Source organism: Dysosmobacter acutus (genome assembly GCF_018919205.1).
GTDB lineage: Bacteria > Bacillota > Clostridia > Oscillospirales > Oscillospiraceae > Oscillibacter > Oscillibacter acutus.
In genome coordinates, this window is sequence record NZ_JAHLQN010000001.1 from 2072499 (window position 1) to 2087923 (window position 15425).

Sequence of the window (15425 nt, forward strand, 5' to 3'; positions counted from 1 at the left end):
GAGGCGGCGGTATGCCCCTGTTTCAAGGAACCCGACTGGAGGACGGCCGCTACCTGGGCCTGAGCGTCAGGGAGGTGACGGCCCTGCCCCATGTGGATGTGTTCGGCACGGATACCGGGCGGATGGGGGAGATCTTTGAAGGCCTGCTGGGCGACCTTGCCCTGCTGTGCGGGGAGTCCGCGGCGCTGGAGTTTCTCTGGCTGTCCCAGCCGGTGAGCGGACAGAAGTTCCCCGCCCGGGCGCGGCTGTTCCTGCTGCTGCGGAAGCTGTCCGTCACGGCACAGCAGGCAGAGCGGGAGATGGACGCCTTCCTGTCCGCCATGGAGGCGGTGCTCACTCAGAAGGGCTGCTCCCTGTCCGGGGGAGAGCCGTTGGCAGGTCTGCTGAAACAGGCGGAGGGGCAGCTTCACGCTCTTGTGCGGCAGGAGAAGGTGCCCATGAGCTTCTTCGCCCAGTTTCCCTATTACCACTATGACACCCTGCAGGGCTGCGCGGTGGACTTCGCATCCCTTCTGACAGCCCTGTGCGGCGCGCTGGGTGGGGCGCTGTCCGTGCAGGTCATCCCTGCGTATCTGTCCCCGGAGGAACAGTTAGCCGCCGAGCAGATGCGCCAGATGCTTTCCCAGGCGGTCAGCGGAATGTCCGGGCAAACCCCCGTCATGGGGGACGATACCGCCCGCAGGCCGCTGGAAACCTACACCTATTACGCCCAGGACAGCGGCCCCCGCTTTCTGATGAACCTGCTGGTGGGCGGGCCGCCCGCCGCCTGTGCCGCCCTGCTGGCCCGGGTCCAGAGTGCCCTGCGGGGGGTGTCTCTGACGGACACCGACCTGACGGGGGCCTTTTCCCTGGGGCGGGACCTGCTGTTCTCACCCTGGAACATCAGCAGCGCTCTCATCTACCAGTACCGGGATGGGACCCTGTGGCAGAATTTGCAGGGCATGGAGGACCTCATGCGGCTACCGTACCTCTACACGGAGGAGGAGACGGCGAAGCTTCTGCAGATCCCCGTGGATGACGGCAGCCTGCCCGGCATCGTCAGTAACCGTGTGGACCTGTCCGGGGCACTGTTTGACAAGGCAGTGCTGGCGGAGGACAATATCGTCTTTGGCCACCTGGCGGGAGATGAGCGGGTACGCATCGGCGCGCCGTTGAAAGCATTCACCCGCCATGGTCTGATCGTGGGCACCCCCGGCACCGGCAAGACCACCTTCTCCGTGGATATGCTCCTGCAGTTCTATGAGAAGGGCATCCCCTTCCTGGCCATCGAGCCGACGAAAACGGAGTACCGGGCCATGATCGACGCCATCCCGGATCTGCAGATCTTCACCCCCGGCAACAGCGGCGTGTCGCCCTTCCTCTGCAATCCCTTCCTGCCGCCCCGGAACATCACGGTGGAGAAGTACATCCCCAGTCTGGTCAGCGCCTTCCAGGCGGCGTTTTCCATGCCGTCGCCCCTGGATATGATCTTCCTGTCCGTTGTCCGGGCGGCCTATACGAAATACGGCTGGAAGAACAGCAGCAGGGCAGGGGACCCGGATGTACAGCCCTTCGGCCTGTATGAGTTCATCCTCTGCTTCAAGGAGCTGGTGGCCAACTCCGGGTACAGCGGCGAGGTGCGGAGCAACCTCCAGTCCGGCGGCACCCTGCGGCTGATGAACCTGCTGGAGCAGAACGCCAGCATCTACGACACCATCCACACCATCCCGCTGGATGATCTGCTGTCCAAGCCCACGGTGCTGGAGCTGAATGCCATCGAGAATCAGGAGCAGAAAGCGCTGCTCATGGCCCTGCTGCTGATCTCCGTCTGCACCCACACCAAGCAGAACCAGAAGGGCGACGGAGAGCTGAAAAACATCATCCTCATCGACGAGGCCCATGTGCTGCTGAGAGGCAAGTCCCGCGCCGATGGGCCGGGCGGGCAGGACACCACGGTGCTGGCTCTGCAGAATATGATCGCGGAGATCCGCTCCTACGGCACCGGCATCCTCATCGCTGATCAGTCCCCCACGGCGGTCAGTCGGCCTATCGTGGCCAACACGGACATCAAGGTGTCCTTCCGCCTGGTGCAGGGAGAGGAGAAGGCGGCTCTGGCGGACAGTACCGGCATGGAGGAGACCCAGCGGCAGCATCTGGGCCGTCTGGGCGTGGGCGAGGCCTTCGTCTATTACAGCCGCCTGGACGCGCCCCAGTTGGTGAAGACCACCGACAGCCGGGCAGCCAAAGGTATCCGCCTATCGGTTCCCGACGGGGAGATCGCCGGACGCATGACCTATTGGATCCATCATGGGGATCTGCTCAAGCCCTGCCGGGAATGCGGCCTCTGCCCCCAGTGCGCCGGCGGCTGCGATCTGGCCCTCCGGGATCGGGCGGACTACTACGCCACCCGGGTGCTGCAGGAAAACGGTGTCAAAATGAAAGGCCGCAGCACCGCGGCACAGTACGCGATCCTGCTGCACAAGCCCCTGGCCCTCTGGGAGGGGACGCCGGGGCCGGACTTTGAACGGCTGTGCTTCTGCGCCCGTCTGCGGCTGCTGCGGAAGATTGCATTGGAAAAAGGCTTTGTATTTTCCCCGCGGGAGATGGAGACCATTCTGCTCCCCCGGGAGAAGGGAGAATAACATATGTGTGACGAATTCGGTAGCAGCATGGATGTCTCCGGCGATGTGAGCACAGACAATGATGTTTCCTGCGAGGAGAGCGGCATCGATTTTGAATCGGAGGGAATCTTCGATACCCCCCAGGACGATATACAGACGGATATCTCCGACGGCGCTGGGGATGACGTGTATGAAGCCAGCAGTCTGGATGAGATTGAGATCTTAGAGGAGAACGGCGACACCCACACCGTCGCGGAGCGGATGGAGGAGCTGTACGGAGAGAACCCTGTGGAGGAGCTGACCCCCGCCCAGGAGGGCCTGAGGGAGTTTGAGGAGAGCACATCCGAACGGCTGGATGAGATCCAGGAGCATAAAGAGGCGCTGGAGGACCTGAAGTCCGCCTTGCTGGCGGGCGACGCAAACGCTCTGGAGATGTTCGGCCTGGAAACGCCGGATACCTCCGAAGAGGAGGGGCACCAGAAGGTGCTGACCCGGTAAGCAGAGATATTGGCTCAAAAAAAGAGTTCTGAGCTTTGCAAGACGCAAAGTTCAGAACTCTTTTCAATGTCAGCAGCTCTTGCTTGTCCCATTCCATCTTGTACGCTTTGTTTCGCCGAATCGCTGGAAGTGGACAACTTCACGCTCACGCAGGAACTTGATGACATCCCGTACGTCGGGATCATCGGTGAAGCGCAGAATATTATCATAGGTGAGACGGGCCTTCTGCTCGGCCGCCAGATCTTCCGTCAGATCAGCGATGGTGTCGCCGGAGACAGAGATGGTGCTGGCCGTCCAGGACTCGCCAGAGGCAAACTGGGGATAGACGCCGGCGGTGTGGTCCACGAAGTACTGGTCAAAACCAGCCTCTTTGATCTGGTTGGCGTTCAGGTTCCGGGTCAGCTGGTGCACGACCGTGCCCACCATTTCAAGGTGTCCCAGCTCTTCCGTGCCAATATCGGTCAGCAGCCCTTTCAGCTCGGGATATGGCATGGAGTATCTCTGACTCAGGTAACGCAGGGATGCGCCAAGCTCCCCGTGTGGTCCCCCGTACTGCGAAATGATCAGTGCCGCCAGCTTAGGGTTGGTGTTCTTAATCCGAACAGGGTACTGAAGTTTTTTCTCGTATACAAACATCAGTCATTTCCTCCTTCTTCCCAGGGCCAGGGATTATTCAGCCAGGCATACCCCTCATCCGGGGTGAGGTCTGTCTGCAGAAGGGGACCGTACATCTCCTGGTACTTTTTCCGGCCTTCCTTTGCCAGTTTGATATAGGACCAATACAGATCCAAAACCTCCTGATCCTGGGGGTGGGTGGTCAAATAGAGGCCCAGTTCGTCAATGGCAAAATCCAGGGCCATCAGCTCTGCCAGCGCAGTGTTTACCTTCAGGTTGCTGTTGACAGCGGCGTGAAACGGCAGATCCAGACCGGGGAATAAGGTACCGGTGGCAAGAGCCTTATTCTGATCATAGCGCTCCGGATTGTTGCACTGCATGGAGACAAAGGGATAGGCGAGTGAAGCACAGGGGCCGGGGAGCCCGCCCTGGCCCACGCTGCAAGTGTTGGGATTGGGTTGCAAAGCATATTCCTCCTTTGGGCGCACAGCGGTGCGCTCATCCCAGTCTATGCGCAGGGCCTGACCTGTGAAACAGGAGTTTCATTTTGTTCAGAGATATGTTATACTGTCAAAAGCATATTGGACAGCTTTTCCCCCATAGGATGCTTGGGGGTGGGTTGAGTGGTATTGATTATTCGAAAAAAGCACGGTGTGTTTGCGGGGCTGTTCTGTCTTTTCGTGGCTGTTTTAGCCGTTGTTTTGTGGCAGGGCAGAGGGCAGAGTGCGGAGGTTTTCGCCCCGGGTCTGAGCGGCCCTGCCACTGTTGTCATCGATCCCGGGCACGGGGGCGAGGACGGCGGGGCTGTAGCGGTGGATGGCACAACGGAGAGCGGCATCAATCTGGCGGTGGCGCTGCGCCTGGACGATGTGATGCGTTTTCTTGGCCATGAAACGGTGATGACCCGCAAAGAGGATATCTCCGTATATACGGAGGGTGCAAAGACGCTGCGCGAAAAGAAGGTATCCGACCTGAAAAACCGGGTGGATCAGATCAACGGAACAACAGGCGCGGTGCTCATCAGCATTCATCAGAACAGTATGCCGTCGGCACCTTCTGTCCACGGTGCCCAGGCTTTTTACAACCGGTCGGAGGGAAGCGAAGAGCTGGCCGGAGCAGTGCAGGAGAGCTTGAACCAGTTCATCAATGCAGAGCAGGGGAAAACGGCAAAAAAGATACCTGATTCCATTTACCTGATGAAGCATGTGACCTGCCCGGCGGTGATTGTAGAATGCGGATTTTTATCCAACGCACCAGAGACGGCGCGCCTGCAGACCGATGCGTACCAGACGGCTTTGGCCGTATCCATCGCAGCTGGATACCAAAGATATTTAGCAAATGAGGGGACGGAATGAAATCCAAGACGCGGTTTTACTGCACAGAGTGCGGAAATGAATATCCCAAATGGGCGGGGAAGTGTCCTGCGTGCGGCGCATGGAACACCATTGTGGAGCAGCCGGAAGTCCGCAGGGGAAAGGTTGCCTCATCCTCCATTGACGGGGTGCGGAAGGCCAGACCGGTGACGGACCTTCAGACGGCTGAGGAGATTCGCTTTCAAACCGGGATCGGAGAACTGGACCGGGTGTTAGGCGGAGGAGCCGTGCGGGGTTCTCTGGTTCTGGTGGGCGGCGCGCCTGGGATTGGTAAATCCACATTGCTGCTGCAGATTTGCAGCAGCTTGTGCGAGTTTTCCAAGGTATTATATGTATCTGGCGAGGAATCAGAGCATCAGCTGAAGCTACGGGCCCGCCGCCTGCAGGTGGAGAGCGACCGGCTGTATGTGATCTCCGAAACAAATCTTGAAGACGTGCTGGAATCGGTCCGGGAGGAAAAGCCGGATGTCCTCATCATCGACTCCATTCAGACACTCTATGATGAGGCTCTGGACTCTCCGGCGGGCAGCGTTGCCCAGGTGAAAAATGCCACCATGTCTCTGATGCAGCTGGCCAAAGGAGAAAATTTGACAGTCTTTGTCATTGGCCACGTCAACAAGGAGGGATCAATCGCAGGTCCAAAGGTCTTGGAGCACATGGTGGATTGCGTGCTGTACTTTGAAGGGGATCAGCGGATGAGCTACCGCATTTTGCGGGCAGCCAAAAACCGGTTTGGCGCTACCAATGAAATCGGCGTATTTGAGATGCGCAGCGAGGGGCTGGTGGAGGTGGAAAACCCCTCGGAAATGCTGCTTTCCGGGCGGCCGGAGGATGCGCCGGGGACCTGTGTCACCTGTGTCATGGAAGGTGCCCGGCCTGTGCTGGCCGAAATCCAGGCGCTGGTGGTGCCCAGCAGCTTTTCCACGCCCCGGCGCACCAGCAACGGATTTGACTATAACAGGGCAGCCATGCTGATGGCTGTTCTTGAAAAACGGGCAGGTCTCAAAGTGTCCTCCTGTGACGCATATCTGAATATCATTGGAGGGCTCTATCTGGACGAGCCCTCCGCCGATCTGGCCGCGGTGATTGCATTGGCCTCCAGCTATCTGGATCAGGCCATCAGCAATGACCTGGTGGCCGTCGGGGAAGTGGGCCTCACAGGGGAGCTGCGCGGCGTAAGCCACCTGGAGCAAAGGCTTTCCGAGGTGCGGCGGCTGGGATTCAATCGATGCCTGATTCCGGCAAAGCAGAGGGAGGATCTGAGGATTCCACCCGGTCTTCAGCTGATTTCGGCCCGCAACATTGGCGAGGCGCTGCGTGCGGTGCTGCGCCGCTGATCCTTGGGATATAGTGGACGCATGTGCCGCTGTGGGACGGCAGCCCGGCGGCGGATACACAGTCCAGCGTGCAGATGCCGTCGTTTTGATACATACATTGGCTCGTACAAGGGATCAGACTCATTGAAGCATTCAACCCTTTCCATATTTGACTTTAGTATCTCACATGGATCGAAAATTATCATCTCAGGCAAAGAGAACGCATCGGGAGGAGGTCTGGAAGGCGAATAGGGAGAATTGAACAAAATAAAAATTTTGTTCAAAACAGGGTGGGGGCAAAAGTCTTTTACCCCCACCAATCCGCAGATTGATCACCAGCGCATAATGGTGTACAGCGCTGATGCTCTGTGGAACGATGAAATTGCCTTCTTTCCAAAACTATGATTGATTATCAGTCGGAAGCGCCGCAGATTCTGCGGGATTTTCTCTCATACCATGAAACCATCAAGGCCCATTCTCAAAAAACCGTGGATGAATATTTCCTGGACCTGCGAAACTTTTTCCGCTATTTGAAGAAAAGCCGCAGTCCTGCGGAATTCAGCGGCAAAGAATTGGACGAGATATCCATTGGCGATGTGGACTTATCTTTTGTTAAGACGGTCACTTTGACGGAGATCTACGGCTACATGACCTACCTCAGCCGGGACCGGATCCAGCATCAAAACAGCAAGGACTCCGACTATGGCCTGAACGCGGCATCCAGAGCCAGAAAAATTGCCACACTTCGTTCATTTTTTAACTATCTTACCAATAAGGCCCATCTTCTCACAGAAAACCCGGTCAAAGATCTGGATAGCCCCAAAATTATGAAAACACTGCCCAAATATCTGACATTGGACGAAAGCATGCAGCTGCTCCGCTCAGTTGGTGGGAACAATCAAGAGCGTGACTACTGTATCCTCACTCTGTTCCTCAACTGCGGCCTGCGGATATCGGAGCTCATTGGGCTGAACCTGAATGACATTCAAGACGATGCTTTGCGGGTGCTTGGCAAAGGAAATAAAGTGCGCATCGTCTATCTCAACGACGCCTGCAAGGATGCCTTGGGTCAATATCTTGCCGTGCGGCGTCCCATCTCCGGAAGGGATCGGAACGCCCTCTTCCTCTCTTCTCAAAACGAACGGATCAGCCGCTCCACCGTCCACGCCATGGTAAAAAAGCGCCTGGCGGAAGCCGGACTGGACAGCGAACAGTATTCCTCCCATAAGCTGCGCCATACAGCGGCCACACTCATGCTGCAAAACGGTGTGGATGTGAAGGCTGTTCAGGAGGTCTTGGGGCATGAGCATTTGAACACAACGGAGATTTACACACATATCGACAATGAGGCGCTCCGCGTTGCTGCAAAGGCAAACCCCTTGTCAAATATGAAAAAATCAGAGAAAAAGAAGGATTGAATCCAAAAAAAGAAGGCCGTCCTTATGGGCGGCCTTCTTTTTTATGCTTACCAACTCCAAAGCGCATCATCGGGGATCGTACCCAGTCTCCAGAGGGAGATACCGGTCACGCCTAAGGATTTTGCGGCATTGAGCGCGACTTCCACCGCTTCCCTGCTCTCATACCATAGGAAGTACCGGCTCCCGTCCTCCGTCCGGTAGATGGCGTAGGACATCTGATATTCGGAGGACCAGCCTTTCACCGTATCGGCCTGGGCCAATCGCTTGCTCACTGTCTCCTTGGTAGGATAGACCGGCGTGCCGGAGAGAAGCTTGCCGTTTTCATCGATCTGCCAGGCAACCTGCTTGGCGCTGAAGCCCAGAGACACCCTGGAGCGGTCCCTAACGCCGGTATCGGGGTCTGTAATGGCCTTCAAAGAGGCCCAAACCTGATCGATGGGCGCGGGCACGGCAGTTTTATAATACTCAGTGCCCACATAGTCGCTCAGGTCCCGTGTATCGTAGTCATAGGCCATGAGGATCACCCGATCCGCCAAGTCCCCAATGGCGGCGTAGTCGTAGCCGTCGTAGTAGCTGCCGGTGACCAGAACCGGCGATACGCAGACATAGAGGGACTTCCCCATCGCCTTCAACTGGCTGGACAGCGAGACAAGAAAGCGGTTGAAGTCCTCCCGCTGGGCGGAGCGGAGTCCCTCGAAATCGATTGTGACGCCGCTGTAGGGGTTTCGGCCAATGGCATTGTAGGTGATGGTCAGTTCATTTACAATCTGCTCCACCGCCTGGGTGCGGCCTGCATCGGAGGACAGCATGTCCTGCAACCCTCCGGAAGTATCCATAAATACGCTCAGATTCATCCCAATGCCGCGGCTGCTCAGGTAATCTGTTACCTCGCTGTAGCCGCTGGGAATGCAGTATTCGTTTCCGTTGGCGCTGGTGGTCGCAAGGGACGCGGCGGTCCTATCCCAGCTCATGCGGCTCCAGCCGACGCTGACAGCGTCCATCTCGTCGCTCAGGCTCAGCTGACTATAGGAGGAGATGGCATAGAAGGCATGGTTGAAGGTGGTGTCCTGCTTGATCTTCTCATAGATGCGCACCAGCATGGCAGCTGCCTGAGCGCGGGTGGCGGATGCGTTGGGACTGAAGGTGGTGGCAGATGTGCCGTTGGTCATGCCAATGCTGTATGCAACATAGATGTAGCCGGCACTGTCCCCTGAGACATCCGTAAAGGGCAGACTGAAGTGCTGAGCGGTGACCCGGTCTTTCCAGGCCTGGCGCACCAGAGAGGCGGCGGATTTCAGCCCAAGGGCCCGGACCAGCATCTCTGCCATTTCTCCCCGGGTGACGGCATCTCCGGGCCGGAAATTCGTACCCGCGTCAAAGACATCGTGGACCAGTGCGGACTCTATGTACGGAAAATAGTAGCTGTCTGAGGAGAGATCACTGTAGGATGGAGCGGCCGGCAAAACCGTATCCCAGCCGAACATCCGGACCAACACAGTAGCAAACTGCGCCCTTGTGATGGATTGGCTGTATCCAAAGGTGCCGTCGGTAAATCCATTCATCAGTCCATACTGGGCGGCGGATTCGATTTCCGGCTTTAAAACGCTGTCCTGCGGAACATCTGAATACGCAAATGCCGGCGTGACAAGAGCCAAAGACAGCAGCAGAGCAAATACTTTCTTTCCCATGACGTCGTCTCCTCTTTTGTATTGGTGCAATCTATTTTACTGCAAGCTTGCATCTGAATTGCATCTCTGATTACCAATCCATTATATTCCGAAACGCCCCTAAAAGCAAGGAGTCCGCGCCTAAGGCCTGCGGACTCCTGTTATATGCAGAAAGCGGATCTCCTCAAACTCATAGGTGTTCAGCGGCCGGTTGTCAGCGTCATAGCTGTGGGCGGCCACCCATATATCGCCCAACGTCCTTGGCTGGTCGGCGTATACCACCACAGGCGTATGCTGAAATTTCTCACCGGCAAAGCGGAGCTGCACCAGGTCTCCGGGCATCATCTGCTCCAGCGCGGCCACCTCCGCCACAGGGCCGATGGACGCCTCCTTCCTGGTCAGAAACTGGAATAAAAAAGGTACTCCCGTCCAGGACGGGGATTTTTGATTGGCGTCGATATAATACCACCCATAGGTAGGCAAAAAGTTCATGACAGAAGAGCCTGCGTAGAGACATTGTGAGGCAAAATTCGTGCAGTCTCCTCCGATTTCATCGTAATCGTAAAAGGCCGGGTTTCGTCCATAGGCCCATTGGTGAGCATAGGCCACAGCCGCCCGGCGGTCATAGGGCACAAGTTCCATCTGCTTCCCTCCCCATCGCAGTCTATGCATCGAGGCCGGGCGGGGTTCCGGCGTTTCTCTGAGGCCGGATGCCGCCCAAGGCATCGGCAGCACAAAAAAGCAGGGCCGTACAAATTTGTACGGTCCTGCTTCTGCGCAGAGTCTTATGCCTTGTGATCGCAGCCCAGGACGTCCACTAACTTGTGGGCGACCATGGCCTTGATGGCCTCACGGCCGGGCTTGAGATACTGGCGGGGGTCAAAATGGTCGGGATGCTCGGAAAGATGCTCCCGGATGGAAGCGGTCATCGCCAGACGCAGGTCGGAGTCGATGTTGATCTTGCACACGGCCATGCGGGCGGCCTGGCGCAGCTGATCCTCGGGAACGCCGATGGCGCCGGGCATATTGCCGCCGAACTGATTGATCTTGGCCACAAATTCCTGGGGCACGGAGGACGCCCCGTGCAGGACTATGGGGAAACCGGGCAGGCGGCGGGAGACCTCCTCCAGAATGTCAAAGCGCAGCTGGGGTTTGGTGCCGGGCTTGAACTTATACGCGCCGTGGCTGGTACCAATGGCGATGGCCAGGGAGTCGCAGCCGGATTTGGTGACGAATTCCTCCACTTCTTCAGGGCGGGTATAGGAGGAATCCTCGGCGGCGACCTTCACATCATCTTCAATGCCGGCCAGGGTGCCCAGTTCGGCCTCCACCACCACGCCGTGGTCGTGGGCATACTCCACCACCTGCTTGGTGACGGCGATGTTTTCCGCCATGGACTTGGAGGACGCGTCGATCATCACGGAGGTAAAGCCGCCGTCGATGCAGGATTTGCAGAGCTCAAAGCTGTCGCCGTGATCCAGATGCAGGCAGATGGGCAGGCCGGTTTCAACAACCGCCGCCTCCACCAGCTTCATGAGGTAGGTGTGGTTGGCATACTTGCGGGCGCCGGCGGAGACCTGCAGGATCAGCGGCGCGGACAGGTCCTTCGCCGCCTCCGTGATTCCCTGAATGATTTCCATGTTATTTACGTTGAAAGCACCGATGGCGTAACCGCCCTCGTAGGCTTTGCGAAACATTTCCTTTGATGTGACCAGAGGCATATCATCAGCTCCTATTCAAAATTTCGTTTTCATTCTATCATAAATTATAAAAAATGCAAGAAATATTCCTGAAAAAACGAGGTAAACGATTGTCTAAATAAAAAGAACCTGTTTACAATTTAAAAAATGCGTGATATGATTAGGCTAACTTAGTATGTTATGGGAGGCTGTTTTTTATGAGTGAGTTGAAAGGCGCCTGCATCATCGGCCAGTCCGGCGGGCCGACCTCGGTCATCAACGCCAGTGCCTACGGCGTGATCGACACCGCGCTGCACAACCCCAGCATCACACGTGTGCTGGGCGCGGAGCATGGGATCAAGGGCGTACTGAACGACCGCCTGTTTGATATGGGCAAAGAGGACCCCAAAGAACTGGAGCTGCTGAAATACACGCCCTCCTCCGCCCTGGGCTCCTGCCGCTACAAGATCGCGGACCCCGATGTGGACGACACCGACTATAAGCGTATTCTGGAGATTTTTAAAAAGTACGATGTCCGCTACTTCTTTTATAACGGCGGCAACGACTCCATGGATACCTGCAACAAAATCTCCAAATATATGCAGAAGGTGGGCTATGAGTGCCGTGTGATGGGCGTGCCCAAGACCATCGACAACGACCTCTACGGTACAGACCACTGCCCCGGCTACGCCTCTGCCGCCAAATACATCGCCACCTCCTGCATGGAGGTCTACCAGGACGCCCGGGTTTACGATACCGGGATGGTCTGTATCATCGAGATTATGGGCCGCCATGCCGGCTGGCTGGCCGCCTCCGCCGGTCTGGCCACGGAATTTGGAGCAGGTCCGGACCTCATCTATCTGCCGGAGACCAATTTCGATATGGAGAAGTTCCTCTCCGACGTGGATCGCATTTACAAGGAAAAGGGCAACTGCATGGTGGCAGTCTCCGAGGGCATCCATTATGCCGACAGCTCCTTCGTATCCGAGGCAAAGACCTCTGCCACCGACGGGTTCGGCCACGCTCAGTTGGGCGGCCTTGCCGCGCTGCTGGCCAACGCGGTCAAGGAGCGCACCGGTGCCAAGGTCCGCGGCATTGAGCTGAGCCTGCTGCAGCGCTGCGGCGCGCACCTGGCCTCTGAGACGGACATCTCGGAATCCTATATGGCCGGAAAGGCCGCGGTGGAAAACGCGGTCAACGGCATCACCGACAAAATGGTGGGCTTTGAGCGGGGCGTCCAGGGCGGCAAATACCTCTGTAAGACCAAGCTTCTGAGCCTTTCCGAGGTGGCAAACACCGAGAAGAAAGTGCCCCGTGAGTGGATCAATCCGGAGGGCAACGGCGTTCAGAAGGCGTTTATCGACTACTGCCTGCCCCTGATCCAGGGAGAGCCCAACCTGCCCAAGCAGGAGTCCCTTCCCAGGTTTGCCAAACTGAGAAAAGTGCTGGCCAAATAGTAAAGAAAGCCGTGCGGGATATTCTCACGCACGGCTTTTTCTTATTCAGAAGGCGGCTTTCTTTCCGCCCGGATATCCTCCAACTCATAGATGATGCAACCGGTCATGGTTGCCCCAACGGCTATCATGCAGCCCGCCACGCCAAGAATGCAGCCGAAATATCCAGCCGCCAAAACAATCAGGGCGCAGATAATTGCCCGTTTCATGCTCCCCCTCCTCCCTGCTTGTTCTTCTGATATATCTGCCACAGGCCCTCCATCAGCAGGTACTTATCATAGATGATGTCGGTTTTGCAGTAGCGCACGATCACCGGCGCATTGCCGCCGGTTGCCACTACGGTGACCGACTGCCCTAACTGCTCTTCGATCCGCTGCACGATGCCGTCTATCATGGCGGCGGTGCCGTAGACGATTCCGGAGCGCATGCAGTCCTCTGTGTTTTTCCCAATGAGGCTCTTGGGGTGCTGGAGGGAGATATCCGGCAGCTGGGCCGCATGGTCGGAGAGGGCGTCTAAGGAGATGCGCACGCCCGGCAGCAGCAAGCCGCCCTGATAGGTGCGATCGGCGGAGATGAGACCAATGGTGGTGGCGGTTCCCATGTCGATCACCACCGAGGGCGCCGGATATTTTGCCAGAGCGGAAACCGCGTCCGCCACAATATCAGCGCCCAGCTGGGAGTGGATTTCCATCCGGATATTGAGCCCTGTTTTGACCCCGGGCCCCACCATCATGGGCGGCTTCCCCAGAAGCCGGGTCAGCGCCTTTTCCATCATGAAGTTCATGGGAGGCACCACGCTGCAGAAAATGGCCCCGGTGACATCGGAGACAGCGTAGTGGTACAGGGTGAAGAGATTCATGAGATCAATGCTGATCTGGTCCGCCGTCTTTTTGCTGTCCGTATCCAAAGAGGCCAGGAAGCGCAGCTCCTTCGTCTGGTCGAACAGCCCGATGGACGTGGTGGAGTTTCCTATGTCTATGGCCAAAAGCATATTGCTTCCTCCCTTTTATTAACTGTCTTTAGCATACCACGCCCGTCCCCTTCACGCAAGGAAAAAGCGCCGGCATGAAGATCACGCCGGCGCTCAAACCAATATGCTTTTTACAGGATGATGCAGATCAGGCCGCCGCTGCCCTCGTTGATGATCCGCTGGAGGGTCTCCTGCAGCTTGTGCTGGGCGTCCTCCGGCATGCGTTTGAGCTTTGTCTGAAGATCCTCGTTCACCAGCTCATGGAAGCTGCGTCCAAAGATGTTGGACTGCCAGATTTTGCTGGTATCCCCCTCGAATTCCTGGAGGAGGTAGTTCACCATATCCTCCGACTGCTTCTCATTGCCCACAATCGGCGAGACCGCCGTTTCAATGTCCGCCCGGATCATGTGGATGGAGGGCGCGCTGGCGCGGAGCCGGACGCCGTAGCGGCCGCCCTGCTTGACGATTTCCGGCTCTTCCAGCGTCAGCTCCTCGATGCCCGGCACCACAATGCCGTAGCCCTTTTCCTTCACGTCCCGCAGCGCGCCGGCCACCTTGTCGTACTCGGTCTTGATGGAGGCCAGCTGTGTCAGCAGGCTCATCAGATCGCCGTCATCCGTCACATGGAGGCCGGACTGCTCAGAGAGGGTCTGGTAGAAGAGCTCCCGGGGCAGCCGCAGCTCTGCGGTGGCAATTCCGGTCCCCAACTGGATACTGAGGATTCTGGCATCCTGAATAGCGTCATAGGCCCCCATGGTCTTGATAGCCGCATCCACCTCCCGGATGTGGCGCAGCTGCCCTGTGGCCTCCCGGATGGAAGCGTACAGCCCGCTTTTAATGGGGTGTTCATCCGGCAGCGCATCCACCCAGGGCGGCAGGAACAAATCCAGCTCCTGCATGGGGAATTCGTACAGCACCGCCCTGAGCAGCGCCGACACGTCATTTTCCTCCAGCTCCAGGCAGTTCACCGGAATGCAGTTGACTTCATAGCGGGAGGCAATATCCTTGCTGATGGCCTGAGCCCGGTCAGAGCGGGGCTCAGAGGAATTGAGCAGCACAATAAAGGGTTTTCCCAGTTCCTGCAGCTCCCGAATGACCCGTTCCTCCGACTCCAGATAATCCTCCCTTGGAATCTCAGAGATGGTGCCGTCGGTGGTGATGACGATTCCAATGGTGGAGTGCTCCACAATGACCTTCCTGGTCCCCACCTCCGCGGCCTCGGTCATTGGAATCTCATGGTCAAACCAGGGAGTCGTCACCATACGGGGTTCGTCATTTTCCGTCTGGCCAATGGCGCCCTTCACCATATATCCCACACAGTCGATCAGACGGACGGAAAAAGCCGCGCCGTCCTCCAAAGAGATCTGGACCGCTTCCTCCGGTACGAATTTCGGCTCCGCGGTCATGATGGTCCGACCGGATCCGCTTTGGGGCAGCTCATCCTTTGCCCGCTCTTTCCGATAGACGTTCTCGATATTGGGAATGACCTGCGTCTCCATAAAGCGCTTGATAAAGGTTGACTTGCCAGTGCGTACCGGCCCTACCACACCAATATAAATATCTCCGCCGGTGCGGGTGGCGATATTTTGATAAATACTCGTATTTGTCATATCATCCCGTCCTTTTCCACAGCTGCATTCTGCATGGTATATTTCTATGAGCCAATATGGTCAAGTATTCCCAACCTTGCCAGTCGAATCTCCTTTGTAAAAGCTGCACAAAGTCAGGAGCAATTCTTGTGAAGTTTTATCTGATTTTGATTCTTTACACCATTGATTTATCATGGTAAACTGCTAATGTAATAAATGATACGCGCGATACATTGGATGACTGGA

General features: G+C 57.0%; 14 protein-coding genes. 6 read left to right on the forward strand and 8 right to left on the reverse strand.

The window, feature by feature from the left end:
• Window positions 1–11 precede the first annotated feature (11 nt).
• Window positions 12–2621, forward strand: coding sequence for an ATP-binding protein (locus tag KQI82_RS10025; RefSeq protein WP_216632620.1), 2610 nt, complete (start codon window positions 12–14; stop codon window positions 2619–2621).
• A 3-nt stretch (window positions 2622–2624) separates the two neighbouring features.
• The gene (locus KQI82_RS10030; RefSeq protein ID WP_216632621.1) at window positions 2625–3098 is read left to right on the forward strand and encodes a hypothetical protein; all 474 of its coding nucleotides are present in this window, start codon (window positions 2625–2627) and stop codon (window positions 3096–3098) included.
• A 69-nt stretch (window positions 3099–3167) separates the two neighbouring features.
• Here KQI82_RS10030 and KQI82_RS10035 read toward each other — a convergent pair whose 3' ends face one another.
• Window positions 3168–3734, reverse strand: a complete 567-nt coding sequence (locus KQI82_RS10035; protein WP_216632622.1) for a manganese catalase family protein — start codon at window positions 3732–3734, stop codon at window positions 3168–3170.
• Window positions 3734–4177, reverse strand: a complete 444-nt coding sequence (locus tag KQI82_RS10040) for a spore coat protein CotJB (RefSeq protein WP_241426688.1) — start codon at window positions 4175–4177, stop codon at window positions 3734–3736. Before KQI82_RS10040 ends, KQI82_RS10035 begins: the two co-directional genes overlap by 1 nt.
• Before the next feature lie 159 nt (window positions 4178–4336).
• Between KQI82_RS10040 and KQI82_RS10045 the strand changes: the two genes are divergently transcribed.
• The 3 genes from KQI82_RS10045 (at window position 4337) to KQI82_RS10055 (ending at window position 7820) form a co-directional block, all read left to right on the forward strand.
• Window positions 4337–5068 (forward strand): N-acetylmuramoyl-L-alanine amidase, encoded by a 732-nt coding sequence (locus KQI82_RS10045; protein ID WP_216632624.1) that lies wholly within the window; start codon window positions 4337–4339, stop codon window positions 5066–5068.
• A complete protein-coding gene (radA, locus tag KQI82_RS10050; protein ID WP_216632625.1) occupies window positions 5065–6423 on the forward strand; it encodes a DNA repair protein RadA in 1359 nt (452 codons plus the stop codon). Before KQI82_RS10045 ends, radA begins: the two co-directional genes overlap by 4 nt.
• A gap of 380 nt (window positions 6424–6803) precedes the next feature.
• Window positions 6804–7820: a tyrosine recombinase XerC gene (locus KQI82_RS10055; RefSeq protein ID WP_216632626.1), complete on the forward strand. Its 1017-nt coding sequence runs from the start codon at window positions 6804–6806 to the stop codon at window positions 7818–7820.
• A gap of 47 nt (window positions 7821–7867) precedes the next feature.
• Here the strand turns inward: KQI82_RS10055 and KQI82_RS10060 are convergent, their stop codons facing one another.
• The 3 genes from KQI82_RS10060 to fba form a co-directional block, all read right to left on the reverse strand.
• Window positions 7868–9508, reverse strand: coding sequence for an S-layer homology domain-containing protein (locus KQI82_RS10060; protein ID WP_216632627.1), 1641 nt, complete (start codon window positions 9506–9508; stop codon window positions 7868–7870).
• 120 nt (window positions 9509–9628) lie between these two features.
• Window positions 9629–10129: an amidase domain-containing protein gene (locus KQI82_RS10065; RefSeq protein ID WP_216632628.1), complete on the reverse strand. Its 501-nt coding sequence runs from the start codon at window positions 10127–10129 to the stop codon at window positions 9629–9631.
• A 143-nt stretch (window positions 10130–10272) separates the two neighbouring features.
• Complete coding sequence (gene fba, locus KQI82_RS10070; RefSeq protein WP_216632629.1) at window positions 10273–11208, reverse strand: class II fructose-1,6-bisphosphate aldolase; 936 nt, start codon at window positions 11206–11208, stop codon at window positions 10273–10275.
• A 176-nt stretch (window positions 11209–11384) separates the two neighbouring features.
• Between fba and KQI82_RS10075 the strand changes: the two genes are divergently transcribed.
• Complete coding sequence (locus KQI82_RS10075) at window positions 11385–12623, forward strand: 6-phosphofructokinase (RefSeq protein ID WP_216632630.1); 1239 nt, start codon at window positions 11385–11387, stop codon at window positions 12621–12623.
• A gap of 41 nt (window positions 12624–12664) precedes the next feature.
• Here the strand turns inward: KQI82_RS10075 and KQI82_RS10080 are convergent, their stop codons facing one another.
• The 3 genes from KQI82_RS10080 to spoIVA all read right to left on the reverse strand — a co-directional run bounded on the left by KQI82_RS10080 (window position 12665) and on the right by spoIVA (window position 15200).
• Window positions 12665–12829, reverse strand: a complete 165-nt coding sequence (locus KQI82_RS10080; protein WP_216632631.1) for a hypothetical protein — start codon at window positions 12827–12829, stop codon at window positions 12665–12667.
• Window positions 12826–13611, reverse strand: coding sequence for a type III pantothenate kinase (locus KQI82_RS10085; protein ID WP_216632632.1), 786 nt, complete (start codon window positions 13609–13611; stop codon window positions 12826–12828). The genes KQI82_RS10080 and KQI82_RS10085 overlap by 4 nt, the downstream gene beginning before the upstream one ends.
• A 110-nt stretch (window positions 13612–13721) precedes the next feature.
• On the reverse strand, window positions 13722–15200 hold the full coding sequence (spoIVA, locus tag KQI82_RS10090; protein WP_216632633.1) for a stage IV sporulation protein A: 1479 nt from the start codon (window positions 15198–15200) through the stop codon (window positions 13722–13724).
• Between the last annotated feature and the right edge of the window lie 225 nt (window positions 15201–15425).

Bases quoted from the DNA above. Each gene is read 5' to 3' on its own strand.
- KQI82_RS10025 (WP_216632620.1), top strand. From the start codon at position 12: ATGCCCCTGTTTCAAGGAACCCGACTGGAGGACGGCCGCTACCTGGGC.
- KQI82_RS10030 (WP_216632621.1), top strand. From the start codon at position 2,625: ATGTGTGACGAATTCGGTAGCAGCATGGATGTCTCCGGCGATGTGAGC.
- KQI82_RS10035 (WP_216632622.1), bottom strand. From the start codon at position 3,734: ATGTTTGTATACGAGAAAAAACTTCAGTACCCTGTTCGGATTAAGAAC.
- radA (WP_216632625.1), top strand. From the start codon at position 5,065: ATGAAATCCAAGACGCGGTTTTACTGCACAGAGTGCGGAAATGAATAT.
- KQI82_RS10055 (WP_216632626.1), top strand. From the start codon at position 6,804: ATGATTGATTATCAGTCGGAAGCGCCGCAGATTCTGCGGGATTTTCTC.
- KQI82_RS10060 (WP_216632627.1), bottom strand. From the start codon at position 9,508: ATGGGAAAGAAAGTATTTGCTCTGCTGCTGTCTTTGGCTCTTGTCACG.
- KQI82_RS10065 (WP_216632628.1), bottom strand. From the start codon at position 10,129: ATGGAACTTGTGCCCTATGACCGCCGGGCGGCTGTGGCCTATGCTCAC.
- fba (WP_216632629.1), bottom strand. From the start codon at position 11,208: ATGCCTCTGGTCACATCAAAGGAAATGTTTCGCAAAGCCTACGAGGGC.
- KQI82_RS10075 (WP_216632630.1), top strand. From the start codon at position 11,385: ATGAGTGAGTTGAAAGGCGCCTGCATCATCGGCCAGTCCGGCGGGCCG.
- KQI82_RS10080 (WP_216632631.1), bottom strand. From the start codon at position 12,829: ATGAAACGGGCAATTATCTGCGCCCTGATTGTTTTGGCGGCTGGATAT.
- KQI82_RS10085 (WP_216632632.1), bottom strand. From the start codon at position 13,611: ATGCTTTTGGCCATAGACATAGGAAACTCCACCACGTCCATCGGGCTG.
- spoIVA (WP_216632633.1), bottom strand. From the start codon at position 15,200: ATGACAAATACGAGTATTTATCAAAATATCGCCACCCGCACCGGCGGA.